The 21,554-nt window shown below is 56.4% G+C and carries 18 protein-coding genes; 7 read left to right on the top strand and 11 right to left on the bottom strand.

Features of this window, described 5'->3' with window-relative positions:
- Positions 1-16: 16 nt before the first annotated feature.
- Together ACT3TC_RS07495 and ACT3TC_RS07490 are read right to left on the bottom strand one after the other, a co-directional pair.
- Positions 17-2,482 carry a DUF1266 domain-containing protein gene (locus tag ACT3TC_RS07495; RefSeq protein WP_444639632.1) on the bottom strand — a complete coding sequence of 822 codons (2,466 nt, stop codon included), beginning with the start codon at positions 2,480-2,482 and terminating at the stop codon, positions 17-19.
- A 188-nt stretch (positions 2,483-2,670) separates the two neighbouring features.
- Entirely contained in the window at positions 2,671-2,913 is a 243-nt protein-coding gene (locus tag ACT3TC_RS07490) for a GlsB/YeaQ/YmgE family stress response membrane protein (RefSeq protein WP_192527808.1), read from the bottom strand.
- A gap of 150 nt (positions 2,914-3,063) precedes the next feature.
- Between ACT3TC_RS07490 and ACT3TC_RS07485 the strand changes: the two genes are divergently transcribed.
- The 3 genes from ACT3TC_RS07485 (at position 3,064) to ACT3TC_RS07475 (ending at position 6,529) form a co-directional block, all read left to right on the top strand.
- Complete coding sequence (locus ACT3TC_RS07485; RefSeq protein ID WP_444639631.1) at positions 3,064-3,933, top strand: D-hexose-6-phosphate mutarotase; 870 nt, start codon at positions 3,064-3,066, stop codon at positions 3,931-3,933.
- A 164-nt stretch (positions 3,934-4,097) separates the two neighbouring features.
- Entirely contained in the window at positions 4,098-5,486 is a 1,389-nt protein-coding gene (locus ACT3TC_RS07480) for a YcjX family protein (RefSeq protein WP_444639630.1), read from the top strand.
- Positions 5,483-6,529, top strand: coding sequence for a YcjF family protein (locus ACT3TC_RS07475; RefSeq protein WP_441679558.1), 1,047 nt, complete (start codon positions 5,483-5,485; stop codon positions 6,527-6,529). The genes ACT3TC_RS07480 and ACT3TC_RS07475 overlap by 4 nt, the downstream gene beginning before the upstream one ends.
- A 7-nt stretch (positions 6,530-6,536) precedes the next feature.
- Here the strand turns inward: ACT3TC_RS07475 and ACT3TC_RS07470 are convergent, their stop codons facing one another.
- From ACT3TC_RS07470 to ACT3TC_RS07440, 7 genes are all read right to left on the bottom strand, one after another.
- Complete coding sequence (locus ACT3TC_RS07470; protein WP_444639629.1) at positions 6,537-7,658, bottom strand: ABC transporter ATP-binding protein; 1,122 nt, start codon at positions 7,656-7,658, stop codon at positions 6,537-6,539.
- 38 nt (positions 7,659-7,696) lie between these two features.
- The gene (locus tag ACT3TC_RS07465; protein ID WP_441679560.1) at positions 7,697-8,575 is read right to left on the bottom strand and encodes a carbohydrate ABC transporter permease; all 879 of its coding nucleotides are present in this window, start codon (positions 8,573-8,575) and stop codon (positions 7,697-7,699) included.
- Positions 8,568-9,494 (bottom strand): carbohydrate ABC transporter permease, encoded by a 927-nt coding sequence (locus tag ACT3TC_RS07460; protein ID WP_172117198.1) that lies wholly within the window; start codon positions 9,492-9,494, stop codon positions 8,568-8,570. The genes ACT3TC_RS07465 and ACT3TC_RS07460 overlap by 8 nt, the downstream gene beginning before the upstream one ends.
- Positions 9,495-9,633: 139 nt before the next feature.
- The gene (locus ACT3TC_RS07455) at positions 9,634-10,893 is read right to left on the bottom strand and encodes an ABC transporter substrate-binding protein (RefSeq protein ID WP_193054827.1); all 1,260 of its coding nucleotides are present in this window, start codon (positions 10,891-10,893) and stop codon (positions 9,634-9,636) included.
- A gap of 111 nt (positions 10,894-11,004) precedes the next feature.
- Positions 11,005-12,420, bottom strand: coding sequence for an ATP-binding protein (locus tag ACT3TC_RS07450; protein ID WP_444639653.1), 1,416 nt, complete (start codon positions 12,418-12,420; stop codon positions 11,005-11,007).
- An 80-nt stretch (positions 12,421-12,500) separates the two neighbouring features.
- On the bottom strand, positions 12,501-13,226 hold the full coding sequence (locus ACT3TC_RS07445; RefSeq protein ID WP_193054826.1) for a response regulator: 726 nt from the start codon (positions 13,224-13,226) through the stop codon (positions 12,501-12,503).
- A gap of 129 nt (positions 13,227-13,355) precedes the next feature.
- A complete protein-coding gene (locus ACT3TC_RS07440) occupies positions 13,356-14,153 on the bottom strand; it encodes an HAD family hydrolase (protein ID WP_444639628.1) in 798 nt (265 codons plus the stop codon).
- A gap of 174 nt (positions 14,154-14,327) precedes the next feature.
- Here ACT3TC_RS07440 and ACT3TC_RS07435 point away from each other — a divergent pair, with 174 nt between their 5' ends.
- From ACT3TC_RS07435 to ACT3TC_RS07420, 4 genes are all read left to right on the top strand, one after another.
- A complete protein-coding gene (locus ACT3TC_RS07435; RefSeq protein WP_444639652.1) occupies positions 14,328-16,265 on the top strand; it encodes an exoribonuclease II in 1,938 nt (645 codons plus the stop codon).
- A 183-nt stretch (positions 16,266-16,448) separates the two neighbouring features.
- Positions 16,449-17,591, top strand: a complete 1,143-nt coding sequence (locus ACT3TC_RS07430; protein ID WP_444639627.1) for a glycosyltransferase family 4 protein — start codon at positions 16,449-16,451, stop codon at positions 17,589-17,591.
- A complete protein-coding gene (locus tag ACT3TC_RS07425; protein ID WP_444639626.1) occupies positions 17,584-18,417 on the top strand; it encodes a DUF2334 domain-containing protein in 834 nt (277 codons plus the stop codon). Before ACT3TC_RS07430 ends, ACT3TC_RS07425 begins: the two co-directional genes overlap by 8 nt.
- Before the next feature lie 4 nt (positions 18,418-18,421).
- On the top strand, positions 18,422-19,432 hold the full coding sequence (locus ACT3TC_RS07420) for a lysylphosphatidylglycerol synthase transmembrane domain-containing protein (RefSeq protein WP_444639625.1): 1,011 nt from the start codon (positions 18,422-18,424) through the stop codon (positions 19,430-19,432).
- A gap of 77 nt (positions 19,433-19,509) precedes the next feature.
- On the opposite strand, the gene sucD is transcribed toward ACT3TC_RS07420, so the two are convergent.
- Together sucD and sucC are read right to left on the bottom strand one after the other, a co-directional pair.
- A complete protein-coding gene (sucD, locus tag ACT3TC_RS07415; protein WP_172117205.1) occupies positions 19,510-20,382 on the bottom strand; it encodes a succinate--CoA ligase subunit alpha in 873 nt (290 codons plus the stop codon).
- Positions 20,382-21,548: an ADP-forming succinate--CoA ligase subunit beta gene (gene sucC / locus ACT3TC_RS07410; protein WP_193054822.1), complete on the bottom strand. Its 1,167-nt coding sequence runs from the start codon at positions 21,546-21,548 to the stop codon at positions 20,382-20,384. Before sucC ends, sucD begins: the two co-directional genes overlap by 1 nt.
- Positions 21,549-21,554 lie beyond the last annotated feature (6 nt).

Raw genomic sequence — 21,554 nt, 5'->3', positions numbered from 1 at the left:
GCATGGTTGGCGAGTCTCAATGTAATGTTCTTGAATCACCGGGTAAGGTGTCGATATGCAGCGGCGCAAAATGGCGCGGTTTATTACCTGGAAAATCGAGGCTTGCCCAAGGGCCCGCAAGGATCGGTGCACCGCACACCCAAGCCACCATGGCTTGACGAAACCCGGCTAAAAAGCTGTCACGTTCGGGTGTTTCACCCATAAAAAACGAGAATCCAGCATACATTCCCGCAGCATACTCTTGCCAGCCAGCATAGTGATCAGCCGCCAATTGGTATGCACGGTCCAGCACCTCGGCAAATGCCTGGCTTTCCAGCCAACCCAACTGCCGGGCAGCGATAGCCAAATCGACAAGCTGAGCAATATCCCATGCGGCCATGTCAACATCATTACAGCTATCTTCATTGCCCTGCACACGCCGTAGGCGAAGCAGATGGTGGCGGTCTTCTTCTGCGCAGTCACCCGACTCCAGAATCGCGATTTCCGCCTCTAGACGTTCCGGGTTCAGCGTATAGGGCGCATAGTTGATCTGATACTCCTGGCGGTCGCCAGCCTCCAACATAAAGGTTAGAAACTCTTGCATATCGGCGGCACTACTCAAGTGATAGTGACTCTCCACCCACTCTTTAATGTCCGCGCACTCGCGCACGCTTTCTGGCTGAGGCTCACTCCATACGGCACTATTAAGCGGCCCAACCAGTGACATGGCCGTAAAATGGGTAAGCGTTGGCCGCCCGCCTGGCTCGCACCAAGCATCGGGGCGCCAATCCAGCCAGTAAAAAAGGCTCCCTGGATCTTCCAGGTGCCAAGCTATCTCGTTAATTAGCGAGGTATGCTCAGGCTCCGGCAAGCAGCTTTCCCAAGCAAACCAGGCTTCCAGCAACCGCTTGGGGTTAGGGTAAAAACGGCACAAGCAGCTACGCAGTTCACGGGCATAAGTAAGCAGCGGCTCACGCTCGAATAAACCGCTATCCAGCGACATGTGCAAATAGAAGGCAAACTTTTCCGCCATATGGATCGTTGCCGCATGACGGCTGACACCCTTCACCGCGTTACGCTGCTTCAACTCGTCTGACGTAGGCTGACCAAACAGCGTTTGTGATGGCGGCAACACGCCGTGCACCGCATCGGCCGCTAACTGATTAAGATGATGCGCCTGGGCAGGCAACCAGTAACGGGCTAGAATAGCGGGGCCCTCATCCGCATGCAGGCCAAGCGACTCTTGAAGATAAAGCGCGGCATCTGCTCGGCGCTGCTCGGCAATGGGTGCGCCGGGGTTTAGCTGGCGCAGCATGACATCGGGTTCACGTACGCCAGCTAACGCCAGCAGCCAGTGATGGGTCGTATTGCGCCACGCTTTGACACGCTGTTGTGATGCTTGGCGACTCGCCTCATTCAACAGCGTAGAGGGCGGGCAGGCCCATGGGCTATGCGCGGCGTTAAGCAGTAAGACGTGATGAGGATTAGGCGTCATATCGCGTCGGTCGACACCCTCAAAAAGGCTCTGACCGCGCATATAGGCTTTTAGAATAGCGCGCCAGTCGTGGTAGCGATGATTCATCAGATCCGCAGCGTGGCATGCAAGATCATCTGCTTCTGCCTGGCTTAACCAACCACAGCAAGCACCGGCCCAGGCAATCTCCACCAGCCGCAGCCAGTCCCACGCGGCCCATTCAAGCGGCTCGCCTTGGCTTACAAACGCGTTGAGGACACCCGCGGAGGGCGAGTCTTCTATTTCATCCTGCTGCCAAGCAAGCCGTTGGGCGTTATCCATCCCCAGCAGCTCACGGGCTTCAATATCCCAGCGCTGGCGCTCTCCCTGAGCACTCAGCCATAGCGCCACTTCGAGTAGCTGCTCGCGGTCATTGATCTGCCAAATGCGTTCAAGCCATTGGTCGGCTTCCGGCCAATCGGCTCGGCTTGCGGGGTAGCTAATAACGGGGCGAAACAGCGCACATAAACGCCACACCTGTGCTTCTGCAGCCTGGGGCCATAACGGCGCCGGTGCGGGCAACTGTGCCAGCGTATGTTCAAGCCTTTGCCAGGTAATCCCTTCGTCTTCACTTTCCAGTGCTGAGAGTGCCTGGCAAGCGTCAATAAAACGATCATCCGCGCCGGTTTCCCAGCCCTTGGCGCCCAGCACCCGGCGCAGCTCTGAAAGCCAGCCGCGTAAATCGCTGTAGTCAGTGGTAATACGGCGGATAACATGGTGCGCCCATGCATGAGCCTGATCGGCATTTAACCACCCTGCTGCCCCGGCCAACGCCGACCACTCAAGCGCGCCCAATAAGCGGTCCGCTTCTCCTGTCGAAGCGCCTAACGCATGAAAAAGCTGTTCGGCCAGCTCGTTACGGCTGGTAATACCCAGTTGCAGCAAACGCTGCTCAGCAGCTTGCGTATCCACCGAGAGCGGATGCGGGGTAAATGCCCAATCACACAGCACCAGCTGTTGGGCCCACCAAGCGTTTAACGCGTCGACCAAGAGACACCTCGAAACAAAAAATCTACCAGCAGTGCGCTAGAGCAAAGCGCCTTAGTGTAACGGAAAGTGGTGGCAAGACCGATAGCTAAACTGACCGATTGGTGCAAAACGACACTGCCCGACACAAGGCCGGGCAGCAAATGATATCGAACCAGTGCGCCGCTTAAGCACGGCGTCTTTATTTAACGCTACGCGCTTCGCACTTTACTAATAACCCACAGCAGTACAACAGCCCCTACCGTAGCGGTCACTAGCGAGCCAATAAAGCCGCCCGCCTGCAAGCCTAGCAAACTAAACAAAAAGCCACCTAACACGGCCCCAACGATACCCACACCGATATTGCCCAGGATGCCGAAACCGCCGCCGCGCATGATATTGCCAGCGATCCAGCCAGCCAAACCACCAATAATTAACCACGCAATAAAGCCCATAGTGCCTCCTTGATATCCACTTTTCAGGGTTTTACCTATGTCTCTTACCTGCCAACCTAGGCGTTTTACCTACTCATTATGCTTGTCCTACCATAGCACACAGCGCGACAATCCTGCCTGATTTGATACACACCCTTTTAAGGAACGCTGATGACCCCTGATTCACTCGTAACTCTTATGGCTAGCGTAGACGGCCAGCAAATAGCGACGTGGGAAGGACGCAATGTCGCTCTTTTCAATATGCCCTGGGGCGAACTTGCCATTAGCCTACAAGGCGCTCAAGTGCTTCACTTCAAACCTGCCAATGATACCGGCTGGCTTTGGGTAACACCGACACCGCCCGCAACGCCCGACGTTATACGCGGCGGTATCCCATTATGCTGGCCCTGGTTTGCAGACGAGCGCTACGCCGACGAAAGTCCTGAACGCGACGGCCCATTCCACGGTTTGGCTCGCCAAGCCAGTTGGCGGCTGGACGCCGTTGATGAGCACGCAGAGGGAATTGAGGTGCACCTTTCTCCCGAGCACCCTCTGCACAACCAACTCACCGCACGCGTGGTGGTTCAGGCCAACGCGCAGCGCTTAAATGTTGAGCTTATCAGTGAAAATATCGGCGATACGCCGGTTAAAACCAGCGGTGCGCTGCACACCTATTTAGCCGTTGATGACGTGCATCAGTGTCGTGTGGAAGGTCTTGCGGGCGCCCGTTACCTGGACAAACTGCGTGATTTTGCGGAGTCCGAGCAACAAGGCACGCTGGCTATCCGTGGTGGCGTCGACCGAATTTATCACAGCAATGAAGCCGTGCTTCTAGATGATGGCGTGCGCCGCTTGCGCGTTGCCAAGCAGTCAAGTGATTCAACCGTGGTGTGGCACCCCGGTGCGAACCCTCCCGGCGACACTCCTGCTGACGCCGCGCGCCATTTTTTGTGCATTGAAGCCGCCAACACGCGCCTTGACCCGGTGTGGCTGGTACCAGGCGCCCAGCACCTGCTGGGGACAACGCTAAGTCGCGGTTAATGCACGGTTCATCAACCCTTGGCTATGCTATTCACTATGCTAGCAACCAAATTAGCCATTACGTTTGCAACGCCGCCAGCCACTAATGTTCGCTCACTACGTGAGCCACTTACGGCCACGGCCCCATGACTTCTGAATTCAGGATTAACAAAAGGAACGCCAGGATGCGCCAGCCGTTAAGCCGCGAACTGAGTAACTTACTGGAACGAGGCCGAGACCGTCAGCTGCGCTTAGCGGTAACGGGGCTATCACAAGCGGGCAAAACGGCGTTTTTAACCTCGTTGGTGAACCAGCTACGTCATGCGGGCGTCGAGGCAAGGCTGGATTTACTGCCCGCCGCCCGAGATGGCCGCTTACTGGGCGCTCAGCGGCTTAATCAACCCGATCTTGGCGTTCCCCGTTTCCCCTACGACCCAGGCATGGCGGCGCTGCGCGATACGCCGCCGCGCTGGCCCGAACCGACACGGGGCATCAGCGAATTACGCCTGCAGTTGCGCTATCGGCCTGCGCAAAGCGGCTGGCTGTCGCCGGATATCGCCCATTTAACGCTGGACCTGTTTGACTACCCAGGCGAATGGCTGCTCGATTTACCGCTGCTGCAGCACGATTTTTACAGTTGGTGCCAGGCCCAGCCCTTGTTGGAAGGCGAGCAGCGGCGCGCACTCTTCAGCGAGTGGTTAGACGCGGTGAAATCTTTAGACCCCGCCTCTGAAGCAGACGAAGCTCAACTGGCGCACTTGGCTGACGCCTATGCGCAAGGGCTTCGCCGTGCCAAGGCGGCGGGCTTTTCGGACCTTCAACCGGGGCGTTTTTTGCTTCCCGGTGAGCTGGCGGGCGCCCCGGTACTGCAGTTCTTCCCCCTGCCCCATCTTGATGCTTCCAGGGAAATGCTCAACAACCTGCCCCAAAGCAGCCTTTACGCCACGCTTGCTGCCCGTTTTCGCTACTACCAGCAACAGGTGGTGAAGCCCTTCTATCGTGATCATTTCAGGCGTTTTGATCGTCAGATTGTACTGGTCGATGTACTGGGTGCACTGAACGCCGGGCCAGAACGGTTTGAGGACCTTTCCCGTGCGCTGCGTCAATTAATGCAAAGCTTCGACTACGGCAAACGCAGCCTGCTATCGCGGCTGTTCGCACCCAAAATTGACCGCTTGGCCATCGCCGCCACCAAAGCGGATCACGTAACGCCAGACCAGCACAGCCATGTTGTACAGTTACTGGAAGCGCTGCTAGCCGAACCGCTGAAGGATTTACGCTTTGCCAACGTGCCGGTAAAAGCGCTGTCGCTTGCTGCTATTCGGGCCACCGAGGCACGCGAAGTATTGCAAGATGGAAAACGCTCCTCGGCGCTACGCGGCACAACGCTTGAGGGCGAAGACGTGCTGGTTTACCCAGGCGATGTCCCGCCCCGCCTGCCCAATGCCAACTTCTGGCAGCACCAGGGCTTTGACTTCCCCAGCTTTCGACCCATGCCATCGACATCGGATGCACTGACACATATTCGAATGGACGCCGCCATTGATTGGCTGATTGGAGATAAACTCGCATGACCGACCCACAGCCACGGCGTAATTTTCGCCTGCACGATACGCCCGACACGGTTACCGAGCAGGAAACCCGCCTACGCCAGCAGCAGCGCTTTGAAGCAACCGACGATGACCAGCCCCTTATAACGGCGGCCGAGGAACAGGCGTTGCCCGCTACCAGCCTGGGCGCCCCACGCAAACGCCGCTGGGGGTTAATGTTTGCCTTGGCAGGTGGAGCCACGCTGGGCATCATCGAACTGGCCACCGGCATTCCCGATGCGCTTTCCCAGTCAGCGTGGATGAATTTGGCGTGGCAGCTGTTTGGCATCAGTCTGATTGGCTTAGGGGGCATGTCACTGATCAGAGAACTCGGCCGATTAAGGCGTCTGAAACGCCATGATCGACTGCGTAGCGATTTAGCTGAACTGCCCCAACGCTCGCCCCATCAGGCAAAGAAAATGGCCGAAGCGCTTCGCCAGCAATTAAAGCTTTCAGCGGACGATCCCCACTGGCAAGCGTTTGAGCGCGCCTGTGAGCCGCATCATAACGGAGAGGAAGTTCAGGCGCTGCTGCGCCACCACTTGTTGGCACCCCGCGATCGTGAGGCGCAGCGTCTGATAACCCGTATGTCGGGGGAAACCGCCATTATGGTGGCAATCAGCCCCCTTACGCTGGTGGATATGGCGCTGGTAGCCTGGCGCAGTCTCGCCATGGTCGACAGGTTATGCCGGCTTTACGGCCTGGAACTTGGTTACGCCAGCCGCTTACGTCTGTTTAGAAATGTGTTGCGCAACATGGCGTTTGCAGGCGTAAGCGAACTCGCCGCCGATGCCAGTATGGATATGCTCTCGCTGCACCTGGCTGGCCGAATTTCCACTCGCGCAAGCCAAGGCCTGGCCACCGGGCTGCTCAGCGCCCGTTTGGGGCTACGCGCCCAACGCCTCTGCCGCCCGGTAGCCTTTATACCCGAAGAGCAACCCAGAATGGCCGACCTGCGCCAGGACCTCTGGCGTCAGATCAAACGGTTGGATAAAGAGCCTGCCCCGGCCACACGGGCCAGGGAGTAGTCACTGGCTAAGCGATTCGCTGCTCGCTCACCGCATCAAACAGAATGGCTTGTTCCATATCAATACGCAGCGCCAGGCGCGTTCCGGCGACAACCGGGCATTTAGGACCAACGCGGGCAGTAACTTCCTGCTCGCCCAGCGGCAACCGCAGCAGGATATCCGCGCCGGTCGGCTCTACCACGCTGATATGTGCGTTCAGCAGCGTGCCCTCAGCATGCGCCGTTAGACGCACATCCTCTTCGCTAAAGTGTTCTGGGCGCAGGCCAAGAATGACCGGTTGATTAAGACGCTCATCCATACCGGGCGTCGCACGGCTTTCAGGCCAGGGAAGCAGCAGATCCATCTCACCTGGCGTTGTAATTCGCAGCTGGTAGCGGCCGTTCTCTTTTTCCAGCATCGCGCGAATAAAGTTCATGGAGGGCGACCCCATAAAGCCCGCCACGAACATATCGACCGGATTGTTATAAACCTCATCAGGGCTGCCAAGCTGCAGGATATTGCCATCACGCATGACGGCAATGCAGTCGGCCAGCGTCATTGCTTCTACCTGGTCATGAGTAACGTAAACAATCGTAGTGCCTAGGCGCTGGTGGAGCTTTTTGATTTCGGTGCGCATATCAACGCGCAGCTTGGCATCCAGGTTAGAAAGCGGCTCATCGAACAGATAGACCTTGGGCTCCCGCGCCAGCGCCCGCCCCATCGCCACCCGCTGGCGCTGCCCCCCGGAAAGCTGGGCAGGCTTGCGCTCCAGCAAGTGAGTGATTTGCAGTAAATCTGCCACGCGCTCTACCGAGGCTTCGCGTTCGGCTTTGGGCACTTTACGCATCTCTAACCCGAAGCTAATGTTCTGGCGCACGGTCATGCTGGGATAAAGCGCATAGGACTGAAACACCATGGCGATATCGCGCTCGGCAGGCGTGTTAAAGGTGACGTCTTCGCCATCAATCAAAATATGGCCGCTGGTCACCGGCTCAAGCCCGGCAATCGCGTTCATTAGCGTGGACTTGCCGCAGCCAGAAGGCCCGACCAGAATCAAAAAATCACCGGAATTAATCGAAATACTGACGTCTTTCAGCACTCGCTCGCTGCCAAACTCTTTACGAACGTTGCGAATTTCTAATGTCGACATAAAAAACACCCTGTTTTGTTATCAGGCTCTTCTCAGAACTAGCCTTTGACGGAACCGGCGGTTAACCCACGCACGAAGTATTTGCCTGCCAGTACGTACACCACCAGGGTGGGTAGCGCTGCGATCATCGCCGCTGCCATATCGACGTTATATTCACGTACGCCGGTGGAAGTGTTGACAAGATTATTAAGTGCCACGGTCACGGGCTGAGTGTTGTGGGCCGAAAAGGCCACGCCAAACAAAAAGTCATTCCAGATTTGAGTGAACTGCCAAATCACCGAGACGACGATGATCGGTGCAGAAACCGGCAGCAGGATTCGCCAGAAAATGCGGAAGAATCCGGCGCCGTCCAACTTCGCAGCCGACACAAGCTCGTTGGGAATACCCACATAAAAGTTACGGAAGAAGAGCGTGGTAAACGCAATCCCAAACACCACATGCACCAGTATCAAGCCAGCACGTGAGCTGGAAATGCCCAGCCAACCCAGGGTTTGCGCCATGGGCAGCAACACCACCTGAAAGGGAATGAAGCAGCCGAACAGCATTAACGCAAACACCAATTCGGACCCCTTAAAGCGCCATTTGGTGAGCGCGTAGCCGTTAAGGGCGCCGATGGTGGTTGAGATCAATACCGCGGGTATAACGATCGCAAAGGAGTTCCAGAAATAACCGCCGACGCCATCGCAACGCATGCCGGTACAGGCTTCTCCCCAGGCTTTTGTCCAGGGCGCGAGGGTCGGATTTTGTGGCCACGATAAAAGTGTCCCGGCGCTGATTTCACTAAGCGGCTTCACCGAGGTCATCAACATCACGATAAGCGGCAGGATATAAAACAGCGCAGCAAGAATCAGCACGCCATACAGCACACCCCGGCCCAAGCGTGCCGCGAAGGTTTGGCGACGAATGACATTATCCATGCTTACGGCTCCTTAATTCGGAGTAGAGATAAGGAATCAAAATCGCCAGCACACCGCCAAGCATGAGCATGGCACTCGCAGACCCCAAGCCAATCTGGGCGCGATTAAACGCGTGGGCATACATAAAGGTGGCCGGTAAGTCGGTCGCGTACCCAGGCCCGCCGCCAGTCAGGGCAATCACCAGGTCAAAACTTTTGATCGCAATATGCGCCAAAATCATTACGGCACTAAACACCACCGGGCGCAGGCAGGGCATCACCACACGCCAGTAAATGCGCGGCAGGCTTGCACCATCTAACTGAGCCGCTTTGACAATGCTGTCGTCGATGCCGCGCAGCCCGGCCAGAAACAGCGCCATGACAAACCCGGATGCCTGCCATACGGCCGCAATGACCAGCGTGTAGATCGCCATATCGGGGTCAATAATCCAGTCAAAGCGAAAGGACTCAAAACCCCAGCTCTGCACCATCGCTTGAATACCCAGCTGCGGGTTAAGCAACCACTTCCACACGACGCCAGTGACGATAAATGAAAGCGCCATGGGGTAGAGATAAATGGTGCGTAGCGCGCCTTCCTGGCGAATTTTTTGATCCAGCAAAATGGCTAAAAACGCACCGATTACCAGACAAATGGCCACAAAGAGCACGCCAAAAATCATCAGGTTGGTTGAGGCAACCCACCAGCGGTCATTCGCCATTAAACGGGCATATTGACCAAAGCCTACAAAATCGTAGCTAGGCAGCATGCGCGAGCTGGTCAACGAGAGCACGAAGGTCCACAGCATAAAGCCGTAAACAAAGAACAGCGAAATCGCTACCGACGGCGCCAACACCAGGCGCGGAAGCCACGCCTGCAGACCACCAGAAGATGTTGACCGCTTGGCACCAGGCGCTAGGCGCAGCGCAGAGGTATTTTTCATGGGGAGGTAACTCTTATAAAAGAAGTGGCTTACCCGTAAACTCAAGCGCCGCCGTTGCGGCGGCGCCCTACAGCATTTCCTGGCGGTATTGCCTGCTCCCTACCTGAGTCAGGCTAAACCAAGCCAAGCGAAAAGCGCGTTAGAACGAGGCCGCTTGCGCTGCGCTCACCATACGTTCAGCGGCTTCTTCAGCGGTCATATCAGCACTATTGAAGTAGTTAGTTACGACGTCAAAAATAGCCCCTTGTACATCCGCGCGAACGGCCATGCCGTGCGCCATACTGGGCACTAAACCGCCCTCTTCAGCGGTGCGCTGAAAGTCGGCCAGCGACTGCTGAGCACAGCTGTCGAATTCATTCATATCCAGGTCAGGACGCGCTGGAATTGAGCCTTTCGCCAGGTTGAAGGCTTCCTGGAAAGTAGGTTCAAGTACCAAACGTGCCAATGCCTGTTGCGCCTCACGCTCGCCGTCATCCGTCACCCGGAACATGGCCAGACTATCAATGTTGAAGGTAAATGCGTCTTCCGTGCCGGGTGCCGCTGCACACAGATACTCTTCACCGGCTGTCAGCCCCGCCGCGGTAAACTCACCTTTGGCCCAGTCACCCATCAACTGCATGCCTGCCACACCTTCAATCACCATCGCAGTGGCAATGTTCCAGTCACGCCCAGGCATACCTTCGTCCATTAGCTCACGCAGACGCTTGAAGTCTTCCAGCGACTCGATCATTTGATCGCCGCCCAGCGCTTCCGGATCTAAATCCACCAACGCCGCTTGGTAAAACTCACTGCCTTGACCACCTAATAACACGCTTTCAAATACCGTAGCGTCTTGCCAGGCTTGGCCACCGTGCGCCAGCGGCACAAAGCCCGCTTCGCGAATAGCCTCTCCCGCGACAAACAGCTCATCCAGGGTCGTTGGCATTTCAACCCCAGCGGCATCCAGTACTTCGGGGTTGGCCCATAGCCAGTTCACCCGGTGGACGTTAGCAGGTACCGCCACATACTGACCGTCATAGCGCATAATATTGGCGACAACCTCAGGTAGCAGTTCATTCCAGCCTTCGGCGTCTGCGACGTCATCAAGATTACCTAACAGACCCAGCTCGCCCCACTCCTGGATTTCAGGCCCCTTGATTTGAGCCGCTGAAGGAGGATTGCCAGACATGGCACGCGACTTGAGCACGGTCATCGCCGTTTCACCACCGCCCCCGGCGACAGCAAAATCCTGCCAGCCATAACCTTCCGCTTCCATCAGCTCTTTAAGCACGTTGGCAGCGCGGGCTTCACCGCCGGAGGTCCACCAGTGAAGTACTTCGACGTCATCGGCATGAGCTGTCGCGGCAAGTGTAGCCCCGGCTAAGGCGAGTGCGAGGGTGGTTTTCTTAAACATCGGCATTGCGTCGCTCCTGATATTGTTATTGTCCTCTCGGACGTTCGGCCTTTAGAAGGTTACTCCAGGAAAAGCAGCAACGTGAGTTACCGAGTGCTGCATAGTGTTGGAGGTTTATTACAAACCCGTAATAGTTTCCTGACGCGGTAGCGTAAGGGTCACGATTAGGCCTTGTTCGGCATGGTTGGCAAGCTGAATATTGCCACCGTGTGCCCGGGCGATATGCTTGGCAATGCCTAACCCCAGGCCGCTACCGCCGGTATGGCGGCTGCGAGAAGGTTCCAGCCTTACAAAGGGCGAAAACACGCGTTCTAACTGCTTTTCAGGAATGCCCGGGCCGTAATCGCGTATCTGTAAGGTGACGCTTGCCTCCTCATCAAACAGATAGATATCCGCCTGCTTACCGTAAAAAATCGCGTTCTCAAGCAAATTGGCCAGGCAACGCTTTAGCGCTAGAGGCTTGGCAACAATCGGCGCGATGTTGACGGCACTCTGGCGCTCAATCTTGACCTCCCCCCCTTGCAAGCTAAGCGCCTCGGCCAGCTCTTCAAGCAGTTGCTCCAGGGACACAGGCACCGGTTCTTCGTGCAGATCCAGCCCTTTTACCGATGCCAGCGCGCCTTTTACCAAACTATCCAACTCGTCCAGAGAGGCACAAAAACGCTCGCGCTGGAGCGTGTCATCCAGCATCTCGGCACGCAGGCGCATACGGGTGATCGGTGTTTTTAGGTCATGAGAAATAGCGGAGAACAGCCGCTCGCGCTCCTCAATCTGCTCACGTATGCGTCGCTGCATTCGATTAAATGCAATGGCAGTGGCCGCCACCTCTTTGGGGCCGCTCTCCTTTAAGGGGGGAATATCAAGGTCATCTCCCAACTGCCTGGCCGCGCGTGAAAGCCGTGCCAGCGGCCGGGTCACGCTGGTAATGCCCAGTAACGAAAGCGCCAACACGCTCAGCAGTACCAAAAGCCCTACCAGCAAACGCTCTTCAGAAAGCCAGCGATAGCCGCTAAAAATATCGGGCACGCCCAGGAGCGTGGCAACGTAAAGCCAGGTGCCGGGTGAAAGCTCTAACTGTACGACTAAAATGGGCGGCGATAGCGGCTCCATCATCAGGCTGTGCTGCCCCCAACGGGGCGGCAGGTCATAAAGAAGCACCTCGTTATTGAGTACGCGCAGATTTTCCGGACGCGAAAATTCGACGACGACATCGTCAATATTAAGCTCGCGAGTGAGCACCGAACGTACGTTGTTAACGACAACTTCTTTTTCCAGCCCCGAGCCAATATCGTTGACCATGAGTCGGCGCTCGTTAACGCTCACAAAAAACCGCGTTCCGCCCATATTGCGTAACTGATCCAGCACAATATGGCGGTATTCAACGGGTAGCGAGCGGAAGAACCGCATGGTGGAGGCGATGCTAAAGGCCATGTTGGTGGACAGCTCATCAAGCTGAGCCAAATGGCTGGATCGTACTTGAGAACTCCAAAGCGCATAGCTGGCGCCTTGAGCCACCAGCACCCCAGCGATCATGATAATGACAAAACGCCCACGCAGAGAAGCAGGCAGCCAGCGGGCCAGCCTACGTCTAATGCCTCTCCATCCTGTCGCTTTCACGTTAATGCATCTACCTGGGCGGTTAACACATAGCCCGCCCCTCGCACCGTGCGGATCAGTTGCGAATGCTGAGCATCTTCGCCCAACCGTTGGCGAAGCCGACAAACGTGAACATCAATGGAGCGATCAAACGGCGGCGCGTCTCTCCCCCGGGTCAGCGCATAGAGATCATCCCGCGAGAGCACCGTGGCAGGGTGTTCCAGAAACACTTGGAGTAGTTGAAAATCGGCCCCTGAGAGCGAGGTACGCTCACCCTTCTCGTCAATCAGCTCTCGTGTCATGCGATCGAGCTGCCACTGACCAAACCCCACCCAACGCGCTTGCCCTGTGGGAATAGGCGCCGCATCACTGCGCGTACGCCGCAATACCGCTTTAATGCGCGCTAACAGCTCGCGGGGGTTAAATGGCTTGCTCAGGTAGTCATCAGCACCTAACTCCAGGCCGAGAATTCGATCAGTCTCATCAGCACTGGCCGTAAGCATAATAATCGGCACATCGCTATGTTTTCTCACATCACGGCAGATGGTAAACCCGTCATCGCCGGGCAACATTAAATCGACAATCAGCAAGTCGGGAGAGCGCTCCAAGCGCAGAGCATGCAGCGCCTCGGCGCCATCGGCGGTGAAAACACGATAACCGTGGCGACCCAGATAATCAGCAAGCAGCTCACGAATTTCCGGATCGTCATCGACCACAATCAAGGTAGCAGCGGGTGTCGTCATTGCAGCGGCTTTGGCCCTACGTTGTTGTCGTTCTGGGGCCATGATGATGGTCGAGGGGACCGGGTATCTCAAGCCCCCTTCGACTAATGATGGGACTGACGCTAACGAATCTTCTTTTTAATGCCGCTTTCAGAGTGCAAATCGCTCGCGTAACAGCACAGCGACGGCCGCCTCGCCGTGGTGGCCTATCTGCCGCGCGGCGTTTAGCCTGCCGGCCATTTCTGGGTGTGAGTTAATCATGAAGTGCGGCTCTCCCACCAAGCTTAGCATCTCAACGTCGTTGAGGTTGTCGCCAAAAGCAAGGCAGTCTTCAGATGCAACCGAGAGGCGCTTGAGCAGCGCCGACAGCGCTACTCCCTTATTGACGCCTCCCGCCATAATCTCTAACGAATCGCTGGTTGAATAGGTCACGTGAAGCGAGCCATCATTAATTTCGCGGATCGCGGTTTCGATCTTTAACAGCGCATCCGGGCGCCCACCGTAAAGCACCTTGCCGATCCCCTCGGTAGGCATCTTCTCCGGCGGCACCACTTGGTAGACAAATCCCGTGGCTGCATGCATTTCCAAATGGCTGGGCGACTCAGCATCTATGTACCAGGCATCGTCCAGGTAAAGGCTTAACCGTACACCGTCCGGGCGCGGCAATTTAATCAACGCGGCAGCCTGAGGGGACCCGACATGGTAGGCCGCCAGCAATTGATCGTTAGGGTCGTGTGTATAGGCACCGTTACTGCTGATTAAATGGATGGGAACATTGAGCTGATCTCTAAAAACACGCATATCGGCGTAGTGGCGTCCTGATGCAAGCACCAAAAGATGCCCCTGGTTGACCAACGTTCTTAAGACCTCAATGGTATCTTCGTGCAAGCGATGGTCGCGCCCCAATAGGGTGCCATCAAGATCAGAAACAATCAGCCGTGGTGTCATAACGTGCGCTCTCCATTAATGAAACATCAGCTTAACCGATCCTCCTCGGGCTATGTCACACCTTGATACTATCTAAGATACTATCTAACTAACATCAACTTCCACGGCGGATAATTGGCGCAGCCCCTGGGAATCCGTATAGTGGCAAGCTACTCTCGCCAACTGATTGATCTCATGCTTCAGAATAATTCTATGCTTGCTCAGCTCAAGCAACAAATTCGTGATACCACCCCGCGCGCTGAAGGGGTGATTAAAGCCACCGAGAAAGGCTTTGGCTTTCTCGAAACCGATAACGGTGAATCCTACTTCGTGCCGCCTCCCGCGATGAAGCAGGTGATTCACGGTGACCGCGTAGAAGCGGTGATTCACGAAAACGGTGACAAGAAATCGGTTGAGCCTGAAAAACTGGTTGAAGCCGGTCTTGACCGCTTTGTGGCGCGTGTTCAAAAGCGCGAAGATCGTTTGGCCGTCGTCCCTGATCACCCCTCTATTCGTAATGTGATCAAGTCACGTATCAAAAACAGCCTGGATGAAGCCAGCATTGCCGATGGTGACTGGGTGGTTGCCCGCCTGGTTCGCCATCCGCTTAAAGAGAATGACCGCGGCTTTTTTGCCCAGATTGATGATCTGGTCGCCAAGTCGGACGACCCTGCGGTGCCATGGCGCGTCACACTTGCCCGTCACGCGCTGGAACAGGACTGCCCCGATGCGGGCACCGAATGGCCATTACACGAAGAAGGCCTGACCCGCGAAGACCTTACCGAGCAGCCCTTCTTCACTATCGACGGTGAAAAAACCCGCGATATGGATGATGCGCTACACGTCAGCAAACGCGCAGAGGGCGGCTGGCAGCTAAGCGTCGCGATTGCGGACCCCACTGCCTATGTAGAAGAGGGGCATGCCGCTGACCTGGAAGCACGTACCCGCGCCTTCACCGTGTACCTGCCGGGCCAAAACGTGACCATGCTGCCGGAACAGTTGGCCGATGACCTGTGTTCGCTACGGGAAGGCCAAGAGCGCCCGACACTCGCTTGCACGTTGGTTATCAATGCCGACGGCAGCCTGGGTGACTACCGCTTCTTCGCGGCGAACGTTAAATCGCATGCCAGGCTCGTGTATGACCGCGTTTCTGACTGGATTGACGGTCAAGGCGATTGGGCACCCGAAGATAACATCGCCGAGCAGCTTACTGCGCTGCAAGAACTCACCGAAGCACGTACCTCCTGGCGCAACGAGCACGCACTGGTCTTTAAAGATCGTCCCGATTACGTTTTTGAGCTGGACGCGGCAGGCAATGTGCTGGCGATCAATACCGAAGACCGGCGTATCGCCAACCGCATGATTGAAGAGTCGATGATTGCGGCCAACGCCTGCTGCGCGGACTTCCTGGCAAGCCACATCGGCCACGGTATCTTTAACGTGCATCGTGCCTTTGAGCCTGAAAAAGCCGAGGCGGCGCAAGAGTTCCTGGCAAGCCAGGAGATTACCGTTGAGCGTGAAGCGTTAACGGAACTGGATCACTACAAAGAGCTTAAGCGCGCGCTTGAGAGCCGCGATGACGCCTGGCTGGATGCTCGTCTGCGTCGTTTCCAGGGCTTTACCAGCATGTCTGCTCAGCCCGGCCCGCACTTTGGCCTTGGCCTAGCTGCTTACGCGACCTGGACATCACCGATTCGTAAGTATGGCGATATGGTCAATCACCGTTTGATCAAACGCGTACTGAAAAGCGAACAGGCCCCGGCAGAAGCAAGCCAGGCGTTAACCGAGCAGCTCACCGAGCGCCGCCGCCTAAACCGGATGGCCGAGCGTGATGTGAAAGACTGGCTCTACGTGCGCTTCTTAACGCCTGCGGCGCAGAACCAGGACACGTTTGAAGCTGACATTATGGCGATTAACCGTGGCGGTATGCGCGTACGCCTGATTGAGAATGGCGCTACCGCATTTGTTCCAGCTCCTTTGATGCATAGCGACCGCGACAAAGTGGCTATCGATGATAAAGAGGGACGCATTCAGATCGAGGGTGAAGAGCGCTATAAACTGGGCGATAGCCTACGTGTTGCGCTGGTAGAAGCGCGTGAAGAAACCCGTTCGCTGGTGGCACGCCCCGCCTAAAGTGTCTGCCCGCCCATATGGGCGGGCTTATGACCTCGGCAATGTGACAGGCAATAGTCTGTTGCCGCTTGCTTCAGCGGTCATCAAAATGACACATTATACAGGGGGGCGCCTGCAGCCCCCTGCGTTTGCAATCATAAGTCGCCCGCTCAACTATCAGTGGTTCGAGGAGGTATCGGCGTAGTGCATATTGCCGACATGACCATGTTTTATGCGCCCTCCAGTGGCGGCGTACGTACCTATCTTGATGCCAAGCGTCATCGCTTGAACGCCCTGGCCGATGCTCGCCATACCCTGCTGGTGCCTGGCGAGCGCCATGTGTATATAGCCCAAGATCACCGTGTTGATGTGCCCGCAACCCCACTGCCTTTCAGCAATGGCTATCGCTTCCCATTGACAAGGCGTCCCTGGCGGCGAGCGCTTAATGAGGTGCGTCCGGACCTGATCGAAGCCGGCGACCCGTATACCGTCGGCTGGGCGGCCATCGCAAGCGCCCGTGAGCTTGATATCCCGCTGATAGCTTTTTACCACTCCGACCTACCCACCATGATCAGCAATCGGCTAGGGGGCTGGTCACGTTCGTTGATCAATGGCTACATCTCGCGGCTTTATGATCACTATGATCGCGTCCTCGCTCCGAGCCGTGTGATGGCAGAGCGACTCGAAGGGCTAGGTATTAAGGAGGTTCGCGTTCAGCCGCTGGGCGTAGATCTCACAACCTTTCGTCCTGAACTTCGCGATGAGCAGGTCAGGGTCGAGCTGGGGCTTGATGACGACACACGCCTGCTGGTTTTTGCCGGGCGTGGCTCGCAGGAAAAAAACCTGTCGACCCTGCTGGAGACCATGCGCCGCCTGAAGAGCGGCACATCCACACAGCGCTATCATTTACTGATGATCGGCTCCTCAATGCCGACTCAGGTTCCCGACAACGTAACGGTCATCAATCATTTTTGCCCGACCGCCGAGATTGCACGTTATTTCGCCAGTAGCGATGCGTTGTTGCATGCGGGCACCCAGGAAACCTTCGGGCTGATTGTGCTGGAAGCCATGGCTTGTGGCATTCCGGTAGTGGCAGCCCGCGCCGGTGCGCTGACCGAAAACGTTCCCGAAGAGTGCGGAATGCTGTGTCGACCTCTGGACAGTGAAGATATGGCGCGCAGCATTCAGGCGCTTTTCGAAAACGATGCAAAAGCCATGGGCCGTCGCGCGCGCGCGCATGTAGAACGCCATCATGACTGGGATATCGTCGTGCAGGGGGTTATGCAGCACTATCGCGAACTTCTCGGCATTAGTCATACGGCAACGGTGAGCGCACAGCATGGCTAACAGGGAATTTGCACTGGTACTCCATGACATTGCCCCCATCACCTGGCCGGACTATCGCGCCTTTGTCGAGGAGGTCGATAGCATGGGAAAAATCCCCATGACTTGGCTTGTCGTGCCTGACTTTCATCATCGCAGTAACACCTTTAAAGACACCGACATGCTGCAGCTTCTGCATCAGCGCAGGGAGCGCGGAGACGAACTGGCGTTACATGGTTTCTATCACTGCGATGATGCGCCCGCCCCCCGCACGCCGCGCGACTACTTCATGCGACGGCTTTATACCTATGAAGGTGAGTTTTACCCGCTCAGCTACGCTGATGCGCTTGAACGTTTACAGCGTGGCGTCGAACTTTTTCGTGCTCAAGGCTGGCCACTGGAGGGATTCGTTGCGCCCGCTTGGCTTTTAGGCGAAGGCGCACGGCAGGCACTGAAAACCCAAGGGTTTACCTATACCAGCGACCCCGGCCAGCTGTACTTTCTGCCAGACTACACACCGATTAAGGCGCCCTCGCTAGTGTGGAGCGCACGCAGCCGCTGGCGGCGCGGTATGTCCTGGGTCGTTAATGAGCGGGCCAGGCGTCGTCATCGCCAAGCGCCACTGATTCGCCTGGGGTTACACCCCGTGGATATGCGCCATGCTATTTCAAGGCGCTACTGGCTGACGACGATTCGGCGCCTGTTAGAAGAAGGCTATCGGCCCACCACCAAGATCAGTTGGTTACAGCGCCATTGCAGTCAGCACGATCAGACTGGCACCTTATCATCACGTATGGGTACCCGCCTTGAAAACGCTCGCCCAGCGCCAAACCCACCCCTGAATAATTAAACGCATGCAAAGAACACTCTGGCTGCTGACCGCAGGTCTCATCGCTGTTATGGCCATCCCCCTATTATTGGGTGGCACTGACCTTATTCATTTACTTGCCGGGTTTCCACCAAGTCTGTTTGCGCTGATGCTGTGCATGATATTGGCCTGCTGGCTGCTTAACGGTGCCAAGCTGCGTGTTCTACTGGCGGGACGCGCCGGCAACATGGGCCTGATGCGTGCAACCGGTACGGTAATGGCCACTGAATTCGCCATTTGCGCCACGCCAGGGGGAAGCGGTGGGCCATTGACACTGATCGCCCTTCTCACGCAACGTGGCGTACGACCCGCGCAAACCACTGCCATTTTTGCTGTAGACCAGATCATTGACCTGCTGTTTTTTCTCTGTTCGATGATCGCGATGATGATTTATGTCATCACGCGCTCCATTGATGCCCGGCTAGGATGGATGCTAGTGGTACCCATGGCACTCTTGTGCCTGGCGCTGCTCGGCGTCATTCTCATAGGCCGCTATCATCGCCGCGTACTAATTGTGACCGGCCGCTTACTGTCTCGAATGCGTGTCAGTGCACGGCTCCAGCATGCCATGGTGCGCCGCATCCTGCTCTTCAAGCAGGCCTTTACCGAAACCCTTCAGTTGCCGCGCTCAGCGCTGGCTTTGGCCTTCGGATTCGGGATCGTGCACTGGATCGTGCGCTACAGCATTCTCTACGTCACGCTGTACGGCCTTGGACAACATCTGGATTGGGCATGGACCTTCCTGGTGCAGATGCTCTCCATGGCGGCTGGCCAACTGACCCTCCTGCCCGGCGGTGCCGGGGGTGCAGAGCTCTCCTCGTCGGCCCTGCTGGCCCCTATCGTGGGTCAAAGCAGCGCGGCAGCCGCCATCTTGATCTGGCGTGCTGTCACCTACTATTTTTATCTGATCGCCGGGGCGCCGGTATTTATGCTGATGGCAGGACGCCCGCTGCTCAGAAAAATTCTTGAAGGGCGCAAGCGTGAGGTCGAGGGTTAAAATGACGGCGGTGCAGCCAACTTGAAGATACAAAAAAGGGGTGCCAAACGGCACCCCTTTTTGATCCGCTTGCCAGCTTACCAGCCCGTCACTTCTTTCAGTGCGTCGCCGATTTCTGCCAAAGAACGAACGGTTTTAACACCGGCGTCTTCCAGAGCAGCAAACTTCTCGTCAGCCGTGCCTTTACCACCAGAAATGATGGCGCCAGCGTGGCCCATACGCTTGCCAGGAGGTGCAGTAACACCGGCAATGTAAGAAACCACTGGCTTGGAAACGTGATCCTTGATGTAGGCGGCTGCTTCTTCTTCAGCCGTACCACCGATTTCGCCGATCATAACGATCGCTTCGGTTTTCGGATCCTTCTCGAACATTTCCAAAATGTCGATGAAGTTGGAACCCGGAATCGGGTCGCCACCGATACCGACACAGGTAGACTGACCGAAACCGTGGTCAGTGGTCTGCTTAACGGCTTCGTAAGTCAGCGTACCAGAGCGGGAAACGATACCCACACGGCCCGGCTGGTGGATGTGACCCGGCATAATACCGATTTTGCACTCACCCGGCGTAATAACACCCGGGCAGTTCGGGCCAATCAGACGCACGCCCAGCTCGTCGCATTTTACTTTTGCGTCGAGCATATCAAGCGTAGCGATGCCTTCGGTGATGCAAACGATCAGCTTGATGCCAGCGTTAGCGGCTTCAAGGATTGAGTCTTTGCAGAACGGAGCCGGTACGTAGATAACGCTGGCTTCCGCGCCTGTTTTCTCTACCGCTTCTTTAACGGTGTTGAAAACTGGCAGGCCCAAATGCTCCTGGCCGCCTTTGCCCGGCGTAACACCACCGACCATTTGCGTACCATAGGCAATCGCCTGCTCGGAGTGGAACGTGCCCTGGCCACCAGTGAAACCCTGGCAGATGACCTTGGTGTTCTTATCGATCAGGATACTCATTACTTGCCCTCCGCCGCTTTAACAACCTGCTGAGCCGCATCGGTCAGACTGGTAGCAGCGATGATGTTCAGACCGCTGGACGCCAGTTTCTCAGCACCCAACTCGGCATTGTTACCTTCCAGGCGAACCACGACCGGCACGTTGACACCCACTTGCTCAACGGCACCGATAATGCCTTCAGCAATCATGTCGCAACGTACGATACCGCCGAAGATGTTAACCAGAACGGCTTTCACGTTGTCGTCAGACAGGATGATCTTGAACGCTTCTGCTACGCGCTCTTTGGTCGCGCCGCCGCCAACGTCCAGGAAGTTAGCCGGCTTGCCGCCACTCAGGTTAACGATGTCCATGGTGCCCATGGCCAGGCCTGCGCCGTTTACCATGCAACCAATGTTACCGTCGAGTGCGACGTAGTTCAGTTCCCACTTCGCTGCATCGGCTTCACGCTGATCTTCCTGGGAAGGATCGCGCATGGCCTGCAGGTCCGGGTGACGGTACAACGCATTGCTGTCGAGGCCCAGTTTGGCGTCGAGGCAGTGCAGGTTGCCTTCGTCAGTGATAACCAACGGGTTGATCTCTAAAAGCGCCAGATCCTTGTCGTGGAACAACTTGGATAGGCCCAAGAAGATCTTGGTGAACTGTTTGACCTGGTCGCCTTTCAGGCCCAGAGCAAAGGCCAACTCACGCGCCTGGTACGGCTGTGCGCCAACCAGCGGATCAATTTCGGCTTTAAGAATCTTTTCCGGCGTCTCTTCAGCAACCGTTTCGATTTCAACACCACCTTCAGTCGAGGCCATGAAGACCACGCGACGGGTAGTACGATCGACAACGGCACCGAGGTAAAGCTCATCGGCGATATCAGTGCAGGTCTCTACCAGAATCTTGGCAACCGGCTGACCTTGTTCGTCAGTCTGAAAGGTTACCAGGTTTTTGCCCAGCCACTGCTCGGCAAACGCCTTCGCTTCAGCCGGATCTTTGATCAACTTAACGCCACCCGCTTTACCACGGCCACCTGCGTGCACCTGGGCTTTAACTACCCACATGTCGCCGCCGATCTTTTTGCAGGCTTCTACTGCTTCTTCGGGAGTGTCCACGGCAAAGCCTTTAGACACTGGTAGACCATAATCAGCAAACAGCTGTTTGCCTTGATACTCGTGAAGGTTCATCGATTC

This window comes from Halomonas sp. AOP27-A1-41, assembly GCF_052378605.1.
Lineage (GTDB): Bacteria > Pseudomonadota > Gammaproteobacteria > Pseudomonadales > Halomonadaceae > Vreelandella > Vreelandella citrativorans.
This window is presented reverse-complemented; position numbering and strand designations above follow the sequence as displayed.